A 19,885-nucleotide genomic window follows, 5' to 3' on the forward strand; every position below is an offset into this window, starting at 1 on the left:
ACCGCTCGGCGCGGAACGCGGCGGCTCCGGCCCCGCGCCCGGCAGCGTGACCAGCACGTTCCAGGCGCCGAAGTCCGTGACGCCGCAGTCCGGCATGATCGGCGCCGCGCCGATGGCCGCACCGCCTCCCGTCGCCGGCGGCGCGGGCGAACGGGACCGCAACCGTCCCGGGTACCTGGAGGACGACGACAACGTCTTCGGCGTCGACCGCAAGGCCGCACCACCGGTGATCGGGCTGTGACCGAACGCGTCTTCCGGCTCAGCGAACTGGAGTTCTTCCTGCTCTGGCAGGCCGTCCACCGCGACGCCCACCCCGTGCCGCTCGGCGCCCGGCACTTCGGGCACACCCGGGCCGAGCGCGACCGGCTCGTCGAGACCGCGTCCCGCGACCTCGCGTCCCGCGGCCTCGGCACCGTGCAGCGGCCGGACGAGGAGCTGTACGGGCTGCTGCGCGGCCTCGCGGAGTTCGAGATCGGCCTGGAGGTCTTCTTCACCCTGCGCGGCGCACAGGCCCGCGGCCTGGCCACCGCCGCGTGGCACGGCGCGTTCGCGGGCCGGCTCGGCAACCAGGTGCAGGTCACCGGCTTCCGGCCGACCGCGCTCGCCGCCACCACCGTCAACACGCTGCCGCCCGCGCCACCCGGCGGCGGCCGGTCGGTGAACGTGCGGTGGGACGACTACCTGGCCGCCGGCAAGGCGGGGGAGAACGACGGCACGGAGGGCTTCCTCGACGTGCTGCGGGGCGCGGGCCTGCGGGAACCGGAGGCCAACACGCTGATGCGCGCCGTGACCACGCGCAGCGGCGGCGGCCAGGTCGGCGTGATCGCCCGCAACCGCGCCGGGTACCTGCACCCCACCGGCGCGGTCGTGTCGTGGCTGGACACCGCCGAGGGCCGCTACCTGGTCCGCCGGGACGACGGGTGGCTCGTCGTCGCGCCCGCGGACGCGTCGCGGCTGATCTCCGCCGTCGACGGACTGGTGGCGGGCGCCGGCCGGAACTGACCCGGTGTGTGGGTGGTGACTGTGGTTCCCGGCCGTCCGATCGGCTAGGAACTTCAGGTATGACCGAGATGCGTGCCGGCACCGCCGCCGGCGAGGCGGAACTCCTGTGGCGCCCGGACCCCGACCGGGTCGCGGACAGCCGGATGGCCGCGTTCCGCTCCTGGCTGGCCACGTCCAAGGGCCTCGACCTCCCCGACTACCCGTCGCTGTGGGAGTGGAGCACCTCCGACCTGGAGGGTTTCTGGGGCGCGATCGCCGAGTTCTTCGAGGTGGTGTTCCACAGCCCGCCCACCCGCGTGCTGGAGGCCCCCGTGATGCCGGGGGCGTCCTGGTTCCCCGGAGCCACCCTGAACTACGCGGAGCACGCGCTCAGGGGCCCGGACGACGCCCTCGCGGTGATCTTCCACCGCGAGGACGGGCTGGCGTCGCAACTCACGTACGGCGAGCTGCGGCGCCGGGTGGCCGCCGTGCGCGCCGGGTTCGTCGAGCTCGGCGTCCGTCCCGGCGACCGGGTGGTGGCGCTCGTGCCGAACTCGCCGGAGGCGCTGATCGCGTTCCTCGCGGCGGCGTCGCTCGGCGCGACCTGGTCGTCGTGCTCCCCGGACTTCGGCGCGCGGGCGATCGCCGACCGGTTCACCCAGATCGAGCCGACCGTGCTCGTGACCGTCGACGGGTACCGGTACAACGGCCGGGCGTTCGACGTGCGGCCCACCGTGGAGAAGCTGCGGGCGGAGATCCCGTCCCTGCGCGCCACCGTGATGATCGACTACGTCGGCGGGACCCCGCTGCCCGGAACCGTCACCTGGGACTCCCTGCTGGCGTCCCACGACGGCGCGGACCTGGCGTTCGAACCGGTGCCGTTCGACCACCCGCTGTGGGTCCTGTACTCGTCCGGGACGACCGGCCTGCCGAAGGGCATCGTCCAGGGGCACGGCGGCATCGTCGTGGAGCACCTCAAGATGCTCGGCCTGCACAGCGACCTCGGCCCCGGCGACCGGTTCTTCTGGTTCACCACCACCGGCTGGATGATGTGGAACTTCCTCGTCTCCGGCCTCCTCGTCGGGTCGACGGTCGTGCTGTTCGACGGCAGCCCCGCCCACCCCGACCTCGGCGTCCTCTGGCACCTGGCCGAACAGCACCGCGTGACGTACTTCGGCACGTCCGCGCCGTACATCCAGTCGTGCCTGAAGGAAGACCTCCACCCGGCCGAGCGCTACGACCTCACCGGGCTCCGCGTCGTCGGCTCCACCGGCGCGCCCCTGACCCCCGAGGGCTTCCGCTGGATCGCGTCCGCCGTCGGCCCCGACATCCAGATCGCCTCCGTCTCCGGAGGCACCGACATGTGCACCGCGTTCGTCGCCGCGGCCCCTGATCTGCCGGTGTGGCTGGGCGAGCTGTCGTGCCGCGCCCTGGGCGCCGCCGTCGAGGCGTACAGCGAGGCCGGCGCGCCCGTGGTCGAGGAGGTGGGCGAACTCGTGATCACGAAGCCCATGCCGTCGATGCCGGTGTTCTTCTGGGGCGACGAGGACGGCTCCAAGCTGCACGACGCGTACTTCGCGACCTTCGAGGGCGTCTGGCGGCACGGCGACTGGATCAAGATCACCCGACGTGGTTCGGCGGTCATCTACGGCCGCAGCGACTCGACCCTGAACCGCGGCGGCGTCCGCATGGGCACCAGCGAGTTCTACCGCGTCGTCGAAGGGCAGCCCGGCGTCGCCGACTCGCTCGTCATCGACACCTCCGGCGCCGGGAGGACCGACGGCGAACTCCTGTGCTTCCTGGTCCTCGACCCCGGTGTCACGCTGGAGACCGTCGAACCGGCCCTGAGGTCGGAACTGCGCACGAACCTGTCGCCGCGCCACGTGCCGAACAGGTTCGTGGCCGTGGACGAGATCCCGAGGACGTTGAACGGCAAGAAGTGCGAGGTGCCGGTGAAGAAGATCCTGGCCGGCACGCCGCCCGAGCGCGCCGTCAGCCAGGACGCGCTGCGCAACCCCGACGCGCTGCGCCCATTCCTCGACTTGGCACGAGACCTACCTCACCCCGCCACCCCCTGACCTGCGCCAGAACGTCCCCCTCCACCCGTCCGCACCTAGCCTGACCAGGGCAGACGTGACAAGGAGGGGGGCGTTTTGCTTGGGTGCCGGTGGCATGTGTAATCTATGCGTCGTAGCCGAGGGCTCCGGGAGGCTTCGCCTAGTCTGGTCTATGGCGCCGCACTGCTAATGCGGTTTGGGTTTACCGCCCATCCCGGGTTCAAATCCCGGAGCCTCCGCAACACCCGGCTTTGGCTGGGTGACAACTGAAGAACGATGCGCTCGTAGCTCAACGGATAGAGCATCTGACTACGGATCAGAAGGTTGCAGGTTCGAATCCTGCCGAGCGCGCCACCTCAAACCCGCTCTCACCAGCGGGTTTGTTCTTTTCTCGCTGCTTACTTCATGACCGTTCCGCTGTGCGACGGCCGTTGTGTGCCCGATGTGCCCATCGGTTCCGGTCCGACGGGTCACCAGACCGGCGATCGCCTCTGCGGCGTTCCGGGCGACTTCGGGGAGCACCGTCGAATAGGTGTCACTCGTCACAGTGATCGAGCTGCGGCCCAGCATCTCCTGAACCGTCTTCATTTCGACGCCAGCCGCAGGGCGAGAGTCGCCGCTCCGTGGCGGAGGTCGTGCAGCCGGATCGGGTGGGAGACCAGCCAGCACGGCGAACCGGTCGGTGACCCACGACGGACGAAGCTGCTCGCCGTTCCTCTGCGTGAACACCCGCCCGGACTCCACCCACGCTGGCCCTGCCGTCAGTCGCTCCGAGGCACGCTGCGCGCGGTGCGCCCTCAAGACCTTCACCGTGACCCGGTAGGGCTTCGGACAGGGGCTCGCTCTGGACGATCGACTTGTGGAACGCCATTGTGATCACATCGGATCATTCGAATCACGTCACGAGAGCTGAACCGAATGATGATCCGAACGAGCGCCGTCGCGACCGGTCGGCAGCCTCCCCGCGCGCACGCGAGCCGTCCTGACCAGGGTGGAGGATGCCCCCCGACTGCCGTCCGCCCGACCGGTACGTCATAGCAGCTCGCGTTGTGTACGAAGCTCGGACGATTCCGGGCTACCGCCTCGCCGACGACGGCGCGAGCTGATCGGTCAACCGTTGAAGAGCTGCGCGACCGTCCGCACTGATCTCGGCAAGACCAGCGTCGTCGGCTGCTCGGATCGTCCGTTGCACCTGGTGTGGCAACCGGTGGACCTCGGCAGCGGTCAACGCCGATCGGAACGCCTCCGTCGCGCCGTCTCGATGCTGCGCAGCGAGCAGCACTTGCCCGGCGGTCACCCGCTCGATGATGTGCCATTGCGGCGCGACAGGTGGGCCGCTGACGTCGGTCTGCAACGCGCGCACGGCCTCGGCGGCGCGGCCGGTCGAGATCAGGCCGCGGAGTTCGATCTCCCGGGACGTGAACCGGTTGAACAGCATCCCGCGCCCCGCTTCCGCGTCGAGCAGGTCGCGGTAACCGGTGATCGCCCGGTCGAAGAGGTCCGCGTTGCCCTGTTCGCCTGCCGCGCGTGCGAGCAGGGCGAACGCTGCGCCCCGTCCTTCCCGATCATCGGACACGGCAACAGCTCGACTCAATCGAACAACCGCCGCGCCGACGTGGTCCGCCTTGCGCAGCTCGTTGCCGTGCATCCGAAGCGCGTGCGCGAGGAACACAGGATCGCCCAGCCGCTCGGCGACGACGAGCGCCTTGCCGGTCCAGCGCGCCGCGGCGGCCAACCGCTCCTCGGGCAGAACGGTTCCCAGCGAGACGCCCAGCGCCGCCCGGCCCTGCCCGAGCAGGATCATCGTGTCCCGCTCGGCACGGCCCTCGGCGGCGCGTGCCTCCAACCTGGCGACGAGCGGCCACAACTCGTTGACCGCGTCGACCGCGCGCCCGGACTGGCGGGCGATCTCGGCGAGTCGGATGGTCGAGTCACCGAACTGGATCATCGCGGCGAAGTCGGCATCGTCGTTGTCCGTCACGCCGAGCACGTGCATCGGCAGGCCGAGTACGCGAGCGATGTGGCGTCGGGTGGTGACGTCGCTGATGGTGCGCCGACCGGTCTCGATCATCGACACGTAGGTCTTGTCGTAGCCGAGCAGCGCGGCGAGCCGTTCCTGGTTGAAGCCGTTCACCCGGCGGTAGACGCGAAGGATCGTCGCCAGGTCGCGAGTCCTCAACGCCGCTGCCGCCTCGGGAGCCGACCACAGCCACACTGCCGGTGTCAGCGGGCGAACAGGCATGATCGGCGGTGCGTGACGTGCGCTCGCGTGGCACGTCGGACAGACAGGTTCGACCGCGAGCCTGCTCAACTCGGCTCCGCAAGCCTCGCATCGTCCGCCCGTCATGAGCGACTACCGGATCAGTTCCGGGTCGGACTCGCGCAGACGTGCGAACCAACTCGCGATCGAACGCTTGTACCCGTCCGGCATGTTCAGCCCGCGCACCTCCGACTCGGTGAACAGGCCGATCTCCTTGTGCTCGTGGGAAAGCACGGGTTCGGCGTGGCCGTCCGGGTAGCAGCCGTAGGTCACGATGAACACGTTCTTCTCCGCCACGTCGATGTAGTACATCCACGTGTCGAGGATCGGGCCGGTGGTCACCTGCCACTGCGTTTCCTCGGCGATCTCGCGCGCCACGCACTCCTCGGGCGTCTCGCCGGGTTCGATCCGGCCGCCGGGTAGCTCCCACTCCTCGCGCTCGTTCTTCAGCAGCAACACCCGGTCGTCACGCACCACCACGCCCTTGATCGAGACGGGGTAGACGGCCTGGCTCATCGGCGTTGACCTCCGGAAGGCGTGCGCGATCACTCATCGGCAACGTAGCACCCGGTCACCCGACAGCAGGCCACGCTGTGTTGACAGCTTGTCACTGGACGTATCAGGTCGGATCACGTTCCCATGATCTCGCGAAACCGGTGTTTCGGGAGGTAGAGACGATGGATGCTCCGTTCGAGCGCGGTTGGGTCGCGGCCGATGATCAGGCGGCCGTGGTGAGCGCGCTGACGCATCACGGCTTGGCTCTGGTCGAAGGACTCGCCGACTCGACACACCTGCGGCGTGTGACTCGCTCCTTCGCAACGGTGGTCCCGCACCGGGACAGCGCGTCGGACGGCGTTACGACGCTGGTCGACCTCGGTTCCGACCGGAACGGCGCGTTCGCCGGGTTCAGCTCGTGTGCGCTAGCGCCGCACACCGACCGCTCCGGCGTCGCCAACCCGCCCGCCTTGCTGGTCCTGGGTTGCTCGCAGCCCGCGACCAGCGGCGGTCAGTGCGTGCTGATTGACGGGCAAGCCGTGTACGACACGCTCGCCGACACCGCACCTGACGCGCTGGCGGCGCTGTGCACGCCCCGGTCAGTGCTGTTCGGCGGTGCGTCCGGGCATCTCGGCGCGATCTTCACCGAGTACGAAGGCGGACGGGTCACCATCAGGCTGCGCCAGGACGACCTCGTGCAGTTCTCGCCCGAGGTGCGCCGGTGGTTGCCGACGCTGCGAGCGGCGATCGACCAGCACGTGGCCGAGCTGGACCTGAGCGCCGGACAGGGCTACATCCTCGACAACCACCGATGGCTGCACGGTCGGCGAGCATTCAACGGACACCGCGTCGTGCACCGCGTCAACGCGAACCCGCTTCCTCACCTCGGCATCCGGACCGGCATTCCCGCCCGCGTGCGGAGCGCTGCGGTATGAGCGACGCGGCAGCGGTGCGCGGGTTTCCCCGCCTTGGCGGGACCGGTTGCGATCCGGGACGCGGGATGGCAGTTCGTGCACCGACGTGTCGTTGACGGCATCCCCACCGAGGTTGACGGTTCCGGCTGTGGCAGGACGGCTGGCACGACGCCATCCGCGTGCGCAGCAGCACCGACGCGATGGCGTTGCGCGCGGACGGCGACGAGCCGCCCGGCATCGTGTGGGAGCGTGCCGGTTCGTTGTCCGACGTGGTGGAAGGGCTGTTGAGCCTGCCCGTGCCGACCCAGCGGTTCGCCCCTCGCCTGATCGTCGTCCGCTCCCGCGCTGTGGGCGCCATGACCCGGCCGGACCTCAGCGACCGCTCCGCGGCGCGCTGGGCGTGACCAGATGTGCGTCTGCGGCTGGCAACTGATCGCCGTGACGTTGGCGTTGATCGTGCCGGCCATCAGCTATGGCGAGATCGAGGGCCGTCGCCGAGCCCGCACCGATGACGTCCGGTTCCGCGACAAGACCACCTGACCGCTTCGGCAGCACCGGACGAAATCTCTCCGACGCCCGGCCGCCCGGCCGCCGCGGTACCCGACGTGGTGGGAGGGCCGTCCGTCCCGACCCGGACAGCTCTCCCGCCGCGTCCTCGGACACCACCCACCAGAAGGGCTAGCACTCTCCATGATCCCCACGGATCTGCCCGTTCACATCGAGCAAGACAAGACCGCTCGCGCGAAGGTGATCGACGCCTGCGGTCTGACGTGCACGTTCTGCCACAACGAGGGCACACCCGTTGCGGTGGACAACCGCCGTCGTCCCGTTGGCGACTTCACGATCGCCGGTCCGAGCGGGCGCATGTCGATCTACGCCGCCACCAACGGCGCGAACTTCCTCCCTGCCCCGATGCCCGCGAACGAGCATTTCGGGCGCGCACTGGTCGCGTTATGCGATGTGCTACGCCTGACCGAGGTCCACCTGACCGGCGGTGAACCCACCCTGCACCCCGCCATCGCCCGGCTGACGAAGATCGCCACCGAGGCGGGCTTGCGGGTCGGGATGACGTCGAACGGAGAGCACGGCGCGGAGGTGCTTCCCGACTGCGCCGCCGCTGGGCTCGACCGGGTGAACTTCTCGATCTTCGGCACGACGGCCGACGAACTTGCCGAGACTCAGCACGCCCGTAACCGCAATCCCGAGCGTGCGCAGCGCAAGATCGACGCCCTGAAACGCTCGATCGCCGTCTGTGAGGCGCACGGGGTCAAGGCCGGCGCGAACATCGTGGTGCTCGACTACAGCCACGCGCCGCGCGTGCACCGCATGCTCGATGAATACTCTTCGCACCTGTCGGTCCGACTGCTCAACTCGCTGGACCACGGCCCGGCCTCCGTCGAGGCCATCGAGCGCATCCTGGCTGAACGCGAGGCGGTCGCCGAGGCGCACTACATCACCGCAGGCGTCTCCGGGGCACGCACCGCCTACCGCCTCGCCGACGGACGACGGGTGTCCTTCAAGCAGATCCGCCGCGTCCGGCTGCCCGAGACGTGCGCCGGATGCCGGTTCAACAACGACACCGACTGCCAAGAAGGCTTCTACGGCGTGCGGCTCTACTACGACCGCGACGGCCGGTACCAGGTCGGTGTCTGCATCCAACGGATGGACCTGACCATGCCCCTTGACGACTTCCTCACCGGGCCGGTGCCGGCAGAAGTGCTGGCCCTGCGTGAGGTCGAGTACGACCGACTCACCCGCCACCACGCGGCGGCATAGCGTCGGACCAGCACCGATCAACCAGGAAGGACGGCCGCGAGTGCCGATCGAGCACGAAGCGAAGATCCTCGACGTCGTTCCCGCCGAGATGGAACAGCTCATCCTCGACAAGGGCGGGCAAAAGCTCGGCGAGCGGTTCATGCGTCGCTACGTCTACGACATCACGCCCGGCGACCAGTCAAAGTGGATCAGGTTGCGCCACACCGGGGACGAGGTGACGCTGACCGTCAAGCAGATCACCAGCGACGCCATTGACGGCACCCACGAGACCGAAGTGACCGTGAGCGACTTCGACGCGACCAACGCCCTGCTCGGGGTGCTCGGGTTCACCGCGAAGTCGTACCAGGAGACCAAGCGCACGAGCTTCGTCCTCGACGGCGCACAGGTCGAGATCGACACGTGGCCGCGCATCCCGCCTTACGTCGAGATCGAGGCTGGATCGAAGGACGAGGTCGTTCGGGTCGCCGCACTGCTCGGCTACGCCGAGGAGGAGCTGACCGGGGAGAACACCATCAAGGTCTACGCGCTGTACGGCATCGACCTGAACACCATCCCTGACCTGCGCTTCTAGGTGTCAACGGGTGCGCTCGGTGTGTGCCCGAAGTGAGCCCGGACGCGCAATGATCACGCGGTAGAGATCGTCACCGACAGGCAGCGAACCTGGTCTGACCTGCACAGGCCAGACCAGGCCGATAGTGCTCGGCAGCAACCAACATGATCGGGACGGAACTACGGATCAGAAGGTTGCAGGTTCGAATCCTGCCGAGCGCGCACGAGCGTTGTGGTTAGCGCGGTAGCCCGCGCACTTCACGGCTCGCCGCCGGAAGTCCGGGAGCCGGCCCGCTCGTCGCAGACCGGCCCCCGGTGGGAGGCCACCGGAATGGCCTGGCTTCAGTTCGAGGGGGAGGTGGTCCGGGCGGCTTCGAGGGTGGCTGCCAGGCGGTCGATCTGGGCGTCCACCTCCATCCTCCGGCGGGCCTTGGCGGTTCGGTCCTCGCCGCCGATCTCCTCGATCCCGGTCCGGAGCTTCTGCCGGAACCGGAGTTCCTGGAGTTCGAAGTCGACCGAGTCGCGCTTCTCGCTCGCCCGCAGCTGGAGGTCGTGGAGGCGGCCGGAGACGTCCAGTTGGCGGCGCAGCCTCGCGTCGTACTCGGTGCTCGCGCTCATCATCTTGCTGAGCACCGGCAGGCAGTCCAGCGCAATCAGCAGCAACGCCAGCAGCAAGTGCGCCATGAGGACCGTGAAGTGCTTCGACGACAAGCTGCCCAACGCCTCGAACTCGTCCAACAGCCCGCGTTCGGTCAGGTTCGCCCGCTTCTCGTCGACCTTCGCGGTGATGGCGGAGCTGATTTCGCGTTCGGTGCGACTGCTCGCGTCGGCGACCTTCGCGGTCAGCTCGGAGACGGTGCGGTCGGCGGTGACGAGATCCGCGTGCAGCTGGTCGAGTCGGCTGTCGCGGTGGAACTCGTCTGCCTTGTCGCGGTTGCGGATGCACTCGGGGCCCTCGCCGGGGACGGCGGTCAGGCCCGGGCCGACGCGGCCCGCGCACTCGTCGCGCGCCAGTCGCTCCAGCTCGGCCAGGCGGGCGTCGGCCTCGCCGACCTTGACCTTCAGGGCGTCGCGGTTCGTCGTCGCGCGCGCCAGCTCGTCGACGACGGCTTGCGGGCGTTCGCTGATGACGACCAGGAAACCGGCGCACGACGGGTCGGCCAGGACCTCGCCCGACGGCGGGTTGCAGCGCTTCAACGTCCCCTCGTAGACGTCGACCTCCGCCTTGCGTTGTTCGCTGATCTCGTTGTCGATCGACTGGTGGAACACCGCGAGCACCAGTGGCTCGGCGATGACCGCGCCCAGCAGCAACGAGAGCACCAGCCGGGGCAGGTAGGTGCGGAACAACGACGTGCGCGCCGCCCCGTGCGTGCTGGAGATCAGCCAGCTGTCGGCGGTCACGATGATCACCGCCCACATCAGGTCGGCGAACAGCAGCCACCAGTGGTGGCCCAGCACGCTCACCAGCGCCATGTGCATCGACACCGCCGCCAGCAGGCCCGTGTTGAGCACGATCAGCCCCAGGCGCGTGTACCGCGGCCGTTCCTCGGGCACCCAGTCCAGCACGTCCTCGTTGACGCCGATCACCCGTCGCAGCAACCGGGGCACGCCCCGCTGCGGCATCACCGGGCGCAACGCCCCGATCGCGACGTCGTTCGGCAGCGACGCCCGCACCGGGCGGTCGACGGGCGGTGGTTCCGGGTTGACCCGTCTGCCGACCGGGGGCAGCTCCTCGGTGGACGCTCGCTCGTCCAGTGCGGTCATGCCTCCACCTTCGTGTTCCGGTCGTCGTCCACGAAGTCGGCGTCGGCAGGACCGGGGCCAGGACCAGGACCGGTACCGGAACTGGGTCCGGGACCGGCACCGGGCCCGGACGGCGTGGGGGTGGCCGGGGCCTCGGGTTCGGTCGGCGCGATCGCACGGTCCTCGGACGCGCCCAGCGCGGGCGCGGCGCCGACGAGCAGGTCGGTGATCAGCCGGTCGAGGCCGGGGCCGAGGTTCGCGGTGTCCAGGTGACCGTGCCGGGCCAGCTCCTGGATCACCTCCGTCCGCGCCCTCAGCGTCTTCATCACCGCCTCGTTCTCCAGCAGCCGGTCCTCGCGCTTCCACTCCTCCTCCCGCCGCACGTCGGCGCGCTCGGCTTCCCACCTCGCGCGCGACTCCTCGTGGGCGAACACGCGCTGCGCGTCCAGCCGCTTCGCCTCCGCCTCGATCTCCCACCGGCGGTCCTCCCGCGACCAGACCTCGCGGCGCAGCTCGGTCTTCTGCCGGTGCAGCGCGTCGGCCCGCTCGGCCTCCCACCGCAGCCGCTCCTGCGTCCGCTCGTGGTCGACGGCGAGCCGCAGGTCTTCGCGGTCCTGCTCGATCTCGCGCTCCCGCAGCAGGCGCAGCTGGTCCGCGACCTCCCGCGCGTTCAGCTCGCCGGCCGCGTGGGCGAGGTAGATCGCGGCGACGGGGTCGGCGCCCACGGCTTCGGACGTCTTCCGCAGCTCGTCGCGGGCGTGCTCGCGCCGCATCGCGTCGAGCGACCGCGTGTGCTCGGTGTCCTGCCGCTCACGGGTCCGGCGGTGGTCCAGTTCCAGCTCGTCCAGCCGGTGGTCGTGGGTGAGCTGGGTCGTCTTCACGGTGTGCGTCTGCTGCGCCTCGCGCAGCTTCGCCACCAGCTCGGCCACCTGCGTCGGCGTCATCACCTCGACGCTGGCGAGGGTGACGGCCAGTCCGCTGAAGTCCGGCGGCTCGATCGTGTGGTACGCCCTGATCTGCGCGTCGAGCTTGCGGCGCAGGTCGTTGATGTCCTTGAGGTCGTAGTCGAGGCCCAGCTGGAAGATCCGCTGGTGGCCCTTGAGGTAGCCGGCCAGCATGGCGGCGGCGTCGCTGCCGCCCGTGCGGACGACGGCCACCGGGTCCGTCACGGTGCACAGGAACGCCACGCGGAGCGTGAAGTTCGCGGCGTCACGCGACGGGATGACGATCTCGGCGACCACCTCGGTGTCCGCGGTGACGTCGACCAGCGACACGTGCGACGCTTCCACCACCGTCGGCGAGTCGAGGGGCAGGTCGGTCGTGTCCAGCACGTAGAGGTTGCGCGTGCGGTACACCAGCTGGTGACCGGCGGGCACGAACGGCACCTCCGCCCGCGTGCGCCCGCGGTTGCGGCTGAACAGCCGCTTGGGCGGCAGCGGTTCGAGCACGCGTTCGTCGATCACCGGGTACGGCTGCTTCTCCATGCGGTGCTCCAAGTCAGGAGACGCGTCCCTTGAGCGCGTCGAGAACGGCGTCCACTAAGGACTTGATGTCGGTGTCCTTCCTGCGCGCGGCCACGACCCGGAAGTCGGTGGCCAGCACGTCGTGCTCTCCGGGCGGCAGGGTGGCGCGCAGCGTCACGCCCAACGCCTTGGCGCTGGTCCGCGCGTGCGGGTCGTTGTGGGCCATGTCCTGCAGCAGCCACCGCAGCGCGTTGATGGCCCGCAGCCGCGCCGGCCGGAACACCAGCACGTTCGCCAGCAGGCGGACCACGACGTCGGCGTGCTCCGGGTGGTCTTCGAGGTGCAGCAGGACCGCGGACCGCTTGGTGCCGGGCTTGCGGGACTCCAGCACGGCCAGCGCGGTCCGCACGGCCACGGCACGGCTCGCCGGCCGGGCGCCCGGCGCGGTGAAGCGCTCCACCTTGGCCCACAGGAAGTCCAGGACGAGGTGCGCGTTGCCGGTGTCGCGGACGAGCGCGGCGAACAGCTCGCCGAACACGTGCTCGACGTCGCCGTCGACGGCGTGCGACTGGGCGCACACCTGCCAGAGCCGGCGCCGCGCGTCGTGCGGGTACCGGACGCCGAGCCCGCCGATGAACGCCATCGCGGCCACCCACCGCTGCTGCGGCTTGCCCCGGTCGACCCAGCCGTCGGCGATCTTCAGCGCGCTGGGCGCCAGCAGCTCGTCGTAGGCCATGAGGTGCAACGCGTAGACGGCCACGCGCTGACCCGCCGCACGTCGGGCGCCACGCGCCCAGCGGTCCAGCACGGGCACCACCTCGTCCAGGGCGATGGCGGCGAGCTCGGCGAGGCCCAGCGCGACCGGCACCTCGTACCGCACCTCGGTGACGATCCGGTCGAGCCACTCGACCACCGCGTCCCAGAACCCGACGTCCATGCGCTGCCACAGCTGCGCCAGCACGTGCCGGTGGTACTCGGGCTTGGCGAACTTCAGCGCGCCGCGCGTGCCCAGCTCGGTGTGCAGCGTCTCGGTGGCCACCAGCTCGTTGGTCAGCAGGCTCCGCCGCAGCTGCGGCAGTCGGTCGGGCTCCACGTCGTCGTCGGACGCGCCCGGCAGGCTCCGGTCCAGCTCCTCCTTCAGCACCCGCAGGGAGGCCTCGAACGTCCGCTCGTCCACGCCGATCGCGAACGCGAGCGTGGTGACCTCCAGCAGCCGCCGCCGGTCCAGGCCCTCGAACCACTCCTCCACCTCGACGCGGACCCGCGTGTCGAGGTGCGCCAGGGCCTCGTCCAGCGGCAGGCCCTCGTCCAGCCGCCGGGCCAGCCCGACCACGTCGCGGACGCTGTCGATCGACGCCAGCGCCTCGCGCAGCACGGGTTCCTCGTCGTCGGGCAGCGTGCCGCGCCAGTACGCGCGCAGGACGTGCTCGGCGGCGGGCGGTCGCCACGCGAGGTGGCAGGCGCGCTCGACGCCCTCGGCGGTCAGCGGCGGTTCCGTGATCACCAGGTAGCACCCGCGCTCGCGGACGCGGTCCCGCACCACCCGCCACTCGAAGTCCGACTCGACGCCGTGCTCGGCGACCCGGTCGACCACGAGGTACCCGCAGTCGCGGTCGAACTCGTACTCCTCCAGGTCGGCCGGGGAGACGTGCGGCGACATCAGGTAGAGCGGCTGGTCGGTGACCTCGCGCAGCAGCGCCAGCGCCGACGAGCGCTTGCCCGTGCCGGGGGCGCCGCACAGGACGAGGAGGTGCTCCTCGGCGAGCCGTTCCGAGGCGGGCCCGAAGCCCTCGGGGCTGACGAACCGGGCGAGCGCGGCCAGGTCGCTGTCGTCCACGCGGCCGGTGGCGCGGGTGAGGGGTCTCGCGGACCACCCGCCCACGGTCTGCGCGCCCAGCACGGCGTGCTCGAACCGCGGGCTGTACAGGTTGACCTGGACGTCGTTCAGCATCCCCCGGTCGTACGCCGAGGCCGGGCTCTCGCCGGCGTCCTCGACGTCCTCGGCCGGCGCGTGCTCCGCCGTCACCGGCCGATCCTGTTCTGCACGCCGATGACGACGTTCCGGCCGCGCACGCCGCCGTGCACGGTGGTGTTGTGGCCACCGGTGGCGGGCGGCTCGACCGGCGCGGGCTCGGGCGCGGCCTCCGCGACGGTGTCCGCGGGCTGGTCGAGCCGCAGGGCGTGCACGTCGAGGCCCGGCACGTGCAGCCAGGCCGTGCCCCGGAACGTCTTCGCGACCACGGGCACCTCTCGGAAGTCCTCAGTGGACAGACGGGTGTGGCCCTGCACCACCAGGTCCGCGTACAGCAGCGGCGACAGCAGGATCACCAGGTCCACGTCCGGGCACGCCCTGAGCGCCAGCCGGCCGGGCGCGCTGTCGACCATCCGGCTCACGGCCACGACGCCCGCGCCGGCGTAACCACCGGGCGTCGCCCGCACGAGTCCCTGGTGGACGGCCACGCGCAGCCGCAGCTTCAGCTCCCGCCGCGCCGTGCCGTTGTGGGCCGCCAGCGCGTCCACCAACGCCCGCGGCAGGTCGTCGACGACCCGCTTCTCCGCGGTGTCGGCGGGCAGCACCGCCAGCTCGCCGTCACCGGAACCCTGGACCTTCCACCGCGAGCGGTCGAAGCCGGCGCGCGCGGCGGCGTCCTCCACCACGGTCACCAGGGCGCGTTGCACCCCGTACTGGTCGACGTCGGTGCGTGCGCTGTAGTTCTCCACGTCCAGGCTGAGCAGGACGCGGCGGGTGAAGTCGTCGTCCACGGTGGCTTCCTCCGCGTCGTGGTGGTGTGGCGAGGAGTCTGCGTGCCCGGCGGGCCGCAGACCTCGGATAAATCAGGAGTTCGGGGAACCGGTCGGGTCAGTCGCCGTCGGCGACGCGGCGCAACGCGTCCAGGTCGCGGATGCGGACGCCGCGGTAGCGCGACGTCACCAGGCCGTTGGCCTTCAACGCCTTCAACGCGGCGCCCACCGCGTCCGGCCTGGCCCCGATGAGCCGGCCCAGCTCCTCCTGGGAGACGTCGACGCCGAGGTCCATGCCGAGCGGCCCCGGCACGCCGTGCGACTGGGCGAGGTCGAGCAGCACCCGCACGAGCCGGACCTTCACGTCGTACGAGCCGAAGTCGGCGCGCCTGCGGTTCGCCCAGTCGAGGCGGTCGGAGATCAGGGCGCACAACGCCTGCCACGCCTCGGGGTTGCGGTGCAGGTACGCCAGGAACTGCCGCCGTTCGACGACCTGCACGAGGAGGTCGGCGCACGCGGTCACGGTGGCGGACCGGGTCCGGTCCTCCCGCAGCGCCGCGCCCTCGCCGATCACGTCACCCGCGACGCGGACGCCGAGCAGGGCTTCCGAGCCGTTGCGCACGAGCCGGGTGACCTTCGCGCACACCGCGCCGCCGGACGTCGCCGAGCGGAGCAGGAACACGCCCGTCTCCCGCTCGCCCTGGCGGGTCAGCAGCTCGTTGGCGCGCACGACGCGTTGCCCGCCGAGGCTGAGCAGCTCGTCCCGGAGGCCGGGGGCGAGCCGGGAGAGGTACGTGCCGGGCAGCCACCCGTGTCGGCTCGGTGCTTGGGACAACGCAGGTCTCCCGTCGCCGTTCTGCAGCGAGAACCGTCACGTCGAACACCTCGGTGAGTGACGGTTCATACCTAGAGTTACCCACCCGTACATCCGATTCGGTACTTATCGGGTCGGTGTTCCGACTGTGGGTGAGGCGGAAGGTTACCTGGTCGCGAGAAGTGCGTGCTTTCGGGTGGTGCTATTGGTTCTTGCCGGTGAAGATCCAGCTCAGGCCACTGCGGTGCGGTTCGCGAGACTGGCGCGACCACTATTCGGAAGATCAACTCAGGGTCGCGCCGGGTCGCCGCCGGAGATTGTCCGTATTCCCTTTGACGGAGAATTCACGACGGCTCGACGGTGATTCGTCACGGCGCCCGAAAGGTGATTTCCGATCGCGTTCCGCGTCGTCGGACGGCGGGCGCGATGTCAAGGATGCTTGACATCATGTCAAGCGGACCTTACGTTGAGTCGTGTCTAGTTTCCTTTACGCGGGGGGAGTGCGCGTGTCGTACGAGGAGAAGGGGACGTGGGTGTACCTGGTGGTCAGCCTGCTGACCTACGTCGGGTACGTGGTGGTGGTCCTGGGCCGGGTCGGTGACGGCGCGCTGGTCGACGTGCCGCACGCCGGGCCGATGCTGTGGGCGATCGGGACGTCCGTCGTCCTGGCCGTCGTCGGCCGGGTGGCGTTGGAGGCGGTCCGGCCGAGCGACCGGCACCGGCCGGACGAGCGGGACCGCGAGGTCAACCGGTTCGGCGAGCACGTGGCCGCGGTGGTGTTGGGCGCCGGGATGGTCGTGCCGCTCGCGCTGGCGCTGGGGGAGGCGCGGCACTTCTGGATCGCCAACGCGATCTACGCCGTCTTCACGCTGTGGGCCGTGGTGGGCGCGTCGGTGAAGCTCGTCGCGTACCGGCGGGGGTTCTAGTGGGCAAGCCGACCAGGATCACCAACTCGATCCGCGCCCTCCGCTTCGCGCACGGGGAGATGACGCAGGCCGAGCTGGCCCGGCGCGTCGACGTCACGCGCCAGACCATCATCGCCATCGAGCAGGGCCGGTACTCGCCGTCGCTGGAGATGGCGTTCCAGATCGCCCGGGTGTTCGGCGTGCCGCTCGGCGACGTGTTCCAGTACCCGGAGGACGAGTCGTGAGAGCGGTCATCCAGGACGCGTACGGCAACCCCGAGGACGTCCTCCGGGTCCGCGAGGTCGACAAGCCCACCGTCGGCGACGGCGACGTGCTGGTGCGCGTCCACGCCGCCGCGGTCTCCGGCTCCGACTGGCACCTGCTCCGCGGCCTGCCCTACGCGGCGCGGTTCGCGGTCGGCGTGCGCCGGCCCCGCAACCGCGTGCCGGGGCTGGAGGTGGCCGGCACGGTCGAAGCGGTGGGGAAGGACGTGACGTCGCCGGCCGTCGGCGACGAGGTGTTCGGGTGGTGCGCCGGCGCGTTCCGCGAGTACGCCGCGGTGCCGGCGGGGCAGCTCACCGCCAAGCCCGCGAACCTCACCGCCGAGCAGGCGGCCGCGGTGCCGATCGCCGGGTTCACGGCGCTGCAGGCGGTTCGGGACCGCGGACGGGTGGCGGCCGGCCAGAAGGTGCTCGTCACCGGCGCGTCCGGGTGCGTCGGCACGTACGCCGTGCAGCTCGCCAAGCACTACGGCGCCGAGGTGACGGCGGTGTGCGGTGCGGCCAAGGCCGACCTGGTGCGCGACCTCGGCGCGGACCACGTGCTGGACCACGCGGCCGGGCCGTTGAGCGTGACCGGCTTCGACGTGGTGCTGGACATCTACGGCAACCCGCCGCTGGGCACGTGCCGGCGGGTGCTGAAGCCGGGCGGCACGCTCGTCCTCGTCGGCGGCACGGGCGGGCGGTGGTTCATGGGCACCGACCGGTGGCTCCGCGCGCTCGTCGCGGCGCCGTTCCTCGGCATCAAGGCACGGCCGCTCGTGCACCGCGACCGGCTCGACGACCTGGTGCTGCTCCGCGACCTCATCGAGGCCGGGCACCTCACGCCCGTGCTGGACCGCACCTACCCGCTCGCCGAAGCCGCGACCGCGATCGAGGACGTGCGGCGAGGCCGGGTCCGGGGGCACGCGGTCGTCACGCCGTAGTGGACGTGGGGCTGCGCCCGCGCGCGGAGACAGCCCCAAGGGCCGGAAATCCGCTGGTAGCGGCCGTGACAGCCGGTGGCGACCGGGTAGCGGCCGGGTCAGCCCTTGCCCAGCTCCGCCAGCACCCCGTCGGTGAACGCGGGCCACGCCGTCACGGCCCACTCGCCGAACTTGCGGTCGGTCAACGCCACGCACGCCACGCCCGCGTCCGGGTCGACCCACAGGAACGTGCCGCTCTGCCCGAAGTGCCCGAACGTGCGCGGCGAGCTGGACGCGCCCGTCCAGTGCGGCGACTTGTCCGCCCGGATCTCGAACCCGAGCCCCCAGTCGTTGTTCTTCTGCAGACCGAACCCCGGCAGCACCCCGCGCAGGCCCGGGAACGCCACCGACGTCGCCTCCGCCACCAGCTCGGCCGACACCAGCTTCGGCGCCTGCACCTCCGCCGCGAACCGCACCAGGTCGGACGCGGTGGACGTGCCGCCCGCGCCGGCCGAGCCGTCCAACGTGGACGACGCCATGCCCAGCGGCGCGAACACCGCCTCCGCCAGGTACCGCGCGAACGGGATCTCGGTCGCCGCCTCCACGAAGTCGGCCAGCACGCCGAACCCGGTGTTCGAGTAGATCCGCTTGGCCCCCGGCGCGGCCTGCACGTCGTCCGAGTCGAACGCCAGGCCCGACGTGTGCGCGATCAGGTGCCGCACCGTCGAGCCCTCCGGCCCGGCCGGCTGGTCCCACTCGACCGCGCCCTCCTCCACCGCCACCAGCACCGCGTACGACGTCAGCAGCTTCGTCACCGACGCCAGCGGGAACCGGAGGTCGACCGGTCCGTGCGCGCCGAGCACCTCGCCCCGCACGTCGACCACGGCCGCCGCCGCCGTCTCCACCGGCCACGATGACACCGCCCGCAAGCTCTCCATGCCGCAAACTCTGCCACGTGTCACCACGAGAGCTGGTCGTGCTCGGCACTTCTAGTCAGGTGCCGACCCGCGCCCGCAACCACAACGGGTACCTGCTGCGCTGGGACGCCGAGGGCTTCCTGTTCGACCCGGGAGAGGGCACGCAGCGGCAGATGCTGCGCGCCGGCGTCGCGGCGAACGACGTCACCAGGCTGTTCGTCACCCACTTCCACGGCGACCACTGCCTCGGCCTGCCCGGCGTCGTCCAGCGGATGTCGCTCGACCGCGTGCCGCACCCCGTGCACGCGCACTTCCCGGCGGAGGGCGCCGAGTTCTTCGACCGGCTGCGGCACGCCAGCTCGTTCCACGACGTGGTGGACGTCCGGGCGCACCCGGTCACCGGGCCGGGCGTGATCGCCGAGGGCGCGTTCGGCCGCCTCGAAGCCCGCCGGCTGGACCACACCCTGCCCGCCTACGGCTACCGCCTGGTCGAGCCGGACGGCCGCACGATGGTCCCCGCGCTGCTGGCCGAGCGCGGCATCCGGGGCCCGGCGATCCGCGCCCTCCAACCGCCCCTGCTGGACGAGGTGAGCGTGCCGCGCCGGGGGCAGCGGTTCGCGTTCGTCATGGACACCCGGCTGTGCGACGGGGTCTTCGAGCTGGCGGAGGGCGCCGACCTGCTCGTCATCGAGTCGACCTACCTCCACCCCGACGAACCGCTCGCCACCGAGTACGGCCACCTGACCGCGCGCCAGGCCGCCCGCGTGGCGGCCGAGAGCGGCGTGTGCAAGCTCGTGCTCACCCACTTCTCGCAGCGCTACACCGACCCGTCCCTGTTCCACGCCGAGGCCGCCGAGGTGTTCGACGGCGAGATCGTCGTGGCCGCCGACCTGGACCGGGTCGGCGTGCCGCGCCGGCGGGCGTGACTCAGGTCCGGTGTGGACGCTCGGCCGCCCACTGGTCGCGGATCAGGGTGTCGAGGTCCGACTCCGCCGGCCGCCAGCCCCACGCGCGCAACCGGGTCGTGTCCGCGCGGAGTTCCGGCGCCTCGCCGGGGTGCGCGGGCCGCGGCACGACGGGCACCGG

The 19,885-nt window shown here is 71.0% G+C and carries 19 protein-coding genes, 2 tRNA genes and 1 pseudogene; 14 read left to right on the plus strand and 8 right to left on the minus strand.

Annotated elements, in window-relative coordinates; all coding sequences use genetic code 11:
* The 5 genes and pseudogenes from ACFQ3T_RS22085 to ACFQ3T_RS22105 form a co-directional block, all read left to right on the plus strand.
* Positions 1-241, plus strand: a pseudogene (locus ACFQ3T_RS22085) (hypothetical protein); the annotation flags it as partial.
* Positions 238-1,002: an ESX secretion-associated protein EspG gene (locus ACFQ3T_RS22090; RefSeq protein ID WP_380725375.1), complete on the plus strand. Its 765-nt coding sequence runs from the start codon at positions 238-240 to the stop codon at positions 1,000-1,002. The pseudogene ACFQ3T_RS22085 and the gene ACFQ3T_RS22090, both read left to right, overlap by 4 nt.
* A 59-nt stretch (positions 1,003-1,061) precedes the next feature.
* A complete protein-coding gene (locus tag ACFQ3T_RS22095) occupies positions 1,062-3,059 on the plus strand; it encodes an acetoacetate--CoA ligase (protein WP_380725377.1) in 1,998 nt (665 codons plus the stop codon).
* A 128-nt stretch (positions 3,060-3,187) separates the two neighbouring features.
* Positions 3,188-3,277 (plus strand) — tRNA-Ser (locus tag ACFQ3T_RS22100).
* A gap of 39 nt (positions 3,278-3,316) precedes the next feature.
* Positions 3,317-3,392: transfer RNA gene (locus tag ACFQ3T_RS22105), tRNA-Arg, on the plus strand.
* Positions 3,393-4,113: 721 nt separating this feature from the next.
* Here the strand turns inward: ACFQ3T_RS22105 and ACFQ3T_RS22110 are convergent.
* Together ACFQ3T_RS22110 and ACFQ3T_RS22115 are read right to left on the minus strand one after the other, a co-directional pair.
* Entirely contained in the window at positions 4,114-5,349 is a 1,236-nt protein-coding gene (locus ACFQ3T_RS22110; RefSeq protein ID WP_380725379.1) for a helix-turn-helix transcriptional regulator, read from the minus strand.
* Between the two features lie 42 nt (positions 5,350-5,391).
* Positions 5,392-5,814 carry an NUDIX hydrolase gene (locus ACFQ3T_RS22115; protein WP_380725381.1) on the minus strand — a complete coding sequence of 141 codons (423 nt, stop codon included), beginning with the start codon at positions 5,812-5,814 and terminating at the stop codon, positions 5,392-5,394.
* Between the two features lie 161 nt (positions 5,815-5,975).
* On the opposite strand from ACFQ3T_RS22115, the gene ACFQ3T_RS22120 reads away from it, so the two are divergent.
* From ACFQ3T_RS22120 to ACFQ3T_RS22140, 5 genes are all read left to right on the plus strand, one after another.
* Positions 5,976-6,728, plus strand: a complete 753-nt coding sequence (locus ACFQ3T_RS22120; protein ID WP_380725383.1) for a TauD/TfdA family dioxygenase — start codon at positions 5,976-5,978, stop codon at positions 6,726-6,728.
* A gap of 158 nt (positions 6,729-6,886) precedes the next feature.
* Positions 6,887-7,111 (plus strand): hypothetical protein, encoded by a 225-nt coding sequence (locus tag ACFQ3T_RS22125; RefSeq protein WP_380725385.1) that lies wholly within the window; start codon positions 6,887-6,889, stop codon positions 7,109-7,111.
* Positions 7,112-7,115: 4 nt separating this feature from the next.
* Entirely contained in the window at positions 7,116-7,247 is a 132-nt protein-coding gene (locus ACFQ3T_RS22130) for a hypothetical protein (RefSeq protein WP_380725387.1), read from the plus strand.
* A 150-nt stretch (positions 7,248-7,397) separates the two neighbouring features.
* Positions 7,398-8,483, plus strand: a complete 1,086-nt coding sequence (locus ACFQ3T_RS22135) for a radical SAM protein (RefSeq protein WP_380725389.1) — start codon at positions 7,398-7,400, stop codon at positions 8,481-8,483.
* Between the two features lie 40 nt (positions 8,484-8,523).
* Entirely contained in the window at positions 8,524-9,054 is a 531-nt protein-coding gene (locus tag ACFQ3T_RS22140) for a class IV adenylate cyclase (RefSeq protein ID WP_380725391.1), read from the plus strand.
* A 320-nt stretch (positions 9,055-9,374) separates the two neighbouring features.
* On the opposite strand, the gene ACFQ3T_RS22145 is transcribed toward ACFQ3T_RS22140, so the two are convergent.
* The 5 genes from ACFQ3T_RS22145 to ACFQ3T_RS22165 all read right to left on the minus strand — a co-directional run bounded on the left by ACFQ3T_RS22145 (position 9,375) and on the right by ACFQ3T_RS22165 (position 15,815).
* Positions 9,375-10,796: a DUF4407 domain-containing protein gene (locus ACFQ3T_RS22145; RefSeq protein ID WP_380725393.1), complete on the minus strand. Its 1,422-nt coding sequence runs from the start codon at positions 10,794-10,796 to the stop codon at positions 9,375-9,377.
* On the minus strand, positions 10,793-12,259 hold the full coding sequence (locus ACFQ3T_RS22150) for a hypothetical protein (RefSeq protein WP_380725395.1): 1,467 nt from the start codon (positions 12,257-12,259) through the stop codon (positions 10,793-10,795). The genes ACFQ3T_RS22145 and ACFQ3T_RS22150 overlap by 4 nt, the downstream gene beginning before the upstream one ends.
* A 13-nt stretch (positions 12,260-12,272) precedes the next feature.
* Positions 12,273-14,264 (minus strand): hypothetical protein, encoded by a 1,992-nt coding sequence (locus tag ACFQ3T_RS22155; protein WP_380725397.1) that lies wholly within the window; start codon positions 14,262-14,264, stop codon positions 12,273-12,275.
* The gene (locus ACFQ3T_RS22160; RefSeq protein ID WP_380725399.1) at positions 14,261-15,001 is read right to left on the minus strand and encodes a hypothetical protein; all 741 of its coding nucleotides are present in this window, start codon (positions 14,999-15,001) and stop codon (positions 14,261-14,263) included. The genes ACFQ3T_RS22155 and ACFQ3T_RS22160 overlap by 4 nt, the downstream gene beginning before the upstream one ends.
* Positions 15,002-15,098: 97 nt before the next feature.
* Positions 15,099-15,815, minus strand: a complete 717-nt coding sequence (locus ACFQ3T_RS22165) for a Crp/Fnr family transcriptional regulator (protein ID WP_380725401.1) — start codon at positions 15,813-15,815, stop codon at positions 15,099-15,101.
* A 485-nt stretch (positions 15,816-16,300) separates the two neighbouring features.
* Here ACFQ3T_RS22165 and ACFQ3T_RS22170 point away from each other — a divergent pair, with 485 nt between their 5' ends.
* Genes ACFQ3T_RS22170 through ACFQ3T_RS22180 form a run of 3 tightly spaced genes read left to right on the plus strand, consistent with a single transcriptional unit; the run spans position 16,301 to position 17,903 of the window.
* Complete coding sequence (locus ACFQ3T_RS22170) at positions 16,301-16,720, plus strand: hypothetical protein (protein ID WP_380725403.1); 420 nt, start codon at positions 16,301-16,303, stop codon at positions 16,718-16,720.
* Positions 16,720-16,944: a helix-turn-helix transcriptional regulator gene (locus tag ACFQ3T_RS22175; protein WP_380725405.1), complete on the plus strand. Its 225-nt coding sequence runs from the start codon at positions 16,720-16,722 to the stop codon at positions 16,942-16,944. Before ACFQ3T_RS22170 ends, ACFQ3T_RS22175 begins: the two co-directional genes overlap by 1 nt.
* Entirely contained in the window at positions 16,941-17,903 is a 963-nt protein-coding gene (locus tag ACFQ3T_RS22180; protein WP_380725407.1) for an NAD(P)-dependent alcohol dehydrogenase, read from the plus strand. The genes ACFQ3T_RS22175 and ACFQ3T_RS22180 overlap by 4 nt, the downstream gene beginning before the upstream one ends.
* Positions 17,904-18,001: 98 nt before the next feature.
* On the opposite strand, the gene ACFQ3T_RS22185 is transcribed toward ACFQ3T_RS22180, so the two are convergent.
* Entirely contained in the window at positions 18,002-18,820 is an 819-nt protein-coding gene (locus ACFQ3T_RS22185) for a serine hydrolase domain-containing protein (protein ID WP_380725409.1), read from the minus strand.
* A gap of 17 nt (positions 18,821-18,837) precedes the next feature.
* Here ACFQ3T_RS22185 and ACFQ3T_RS22190 point away from each other — a divergent pair, with 17 nt between their 5' ends.
* Positions 18,838-19,725 carry a ribonuclease Z gene (locus tag ACFQ3T_RS22190; RefSeq protein WP_380725411.1) on the plus strand — a complete coding sequence of 296 codons (888 nt, stop codon included), beginning with the start codon at positions 18,838-18,840 and terminating at the stop codon, positions 19,723-19,725.
* The last annotated feature ends 160 nt before the right edge of the window (positions 19,726-19,885 follow it).

The organism is Saccharothrix hoggarensis (assembly GCF_042678885.1).
Taxonomy (GTDB): domain Bacteria; phylum Actinomycetota; class Actinomycetes; order Mycobacteriales; family Pseudonocardiaceae; genus Actinosynnema; species Actinosynnema hoggarensis.

Coding starts and splice junctions, on each gene's coding strand:
- ACFQ3T_RS22130 (WP_380725387.1), top strand. CDS start 7,116: ATGTGCGTCTGCGGCTGGCAACTGATCGCCGTGACGTTGGCGTTGATC.
- ACFQ3T_RS22150 (WP_380725395.1), bottom strand. CDS start 12,259: ATGGAGAAGCAGCCGTACCCGGTGATCGACGAACGCGTGCTCGAACCG.
- ACFQ3T_RS22135 (WP_380725389.1), top strand. CDS start 7,398: ATGATCCCCACGGATCTGCCCGTTCACATCGAGCAAGACAAGACCGCT.
- ACFQ3T_RS22095 (WP_380725377.1), top strand. CDS start 1,062: ATGACCGAGATGCGTGCCGGCACCGCCGCCGGCGAGGCGGAACTCCTG.
- ACFQ3T_RS22115 (WP_380725381.1), bottom strand. CDS start 5,814: ATGAGCCAGGCCGTCTACCCCGTCTCGATCAAGGGCGTGGTGGTGCGT.
- ACFQ3T_RS22185 (WP_380725409.1), bottom strand. CDS start 18,820: ATGGAGAGCTTGCGGGCGGTGTCATCGTGGCCGGTGGAGACGGCGGCG.
- ACFQ3T_RS22120 (WP_380725383.1), top strand. CDS start 5,976: ATGGATGCTCCGTTCGAGCGCGGTTGGGTCGCGGCCGATGATCAGGCG.
- ACFQ3T_RS22145 (WP_380725393.1), bottom strand. CDS start 10,796: ATGACCGCACTGGACGAGCGAGCGTCCACCGAGGAGCTGCCCCCGGTC.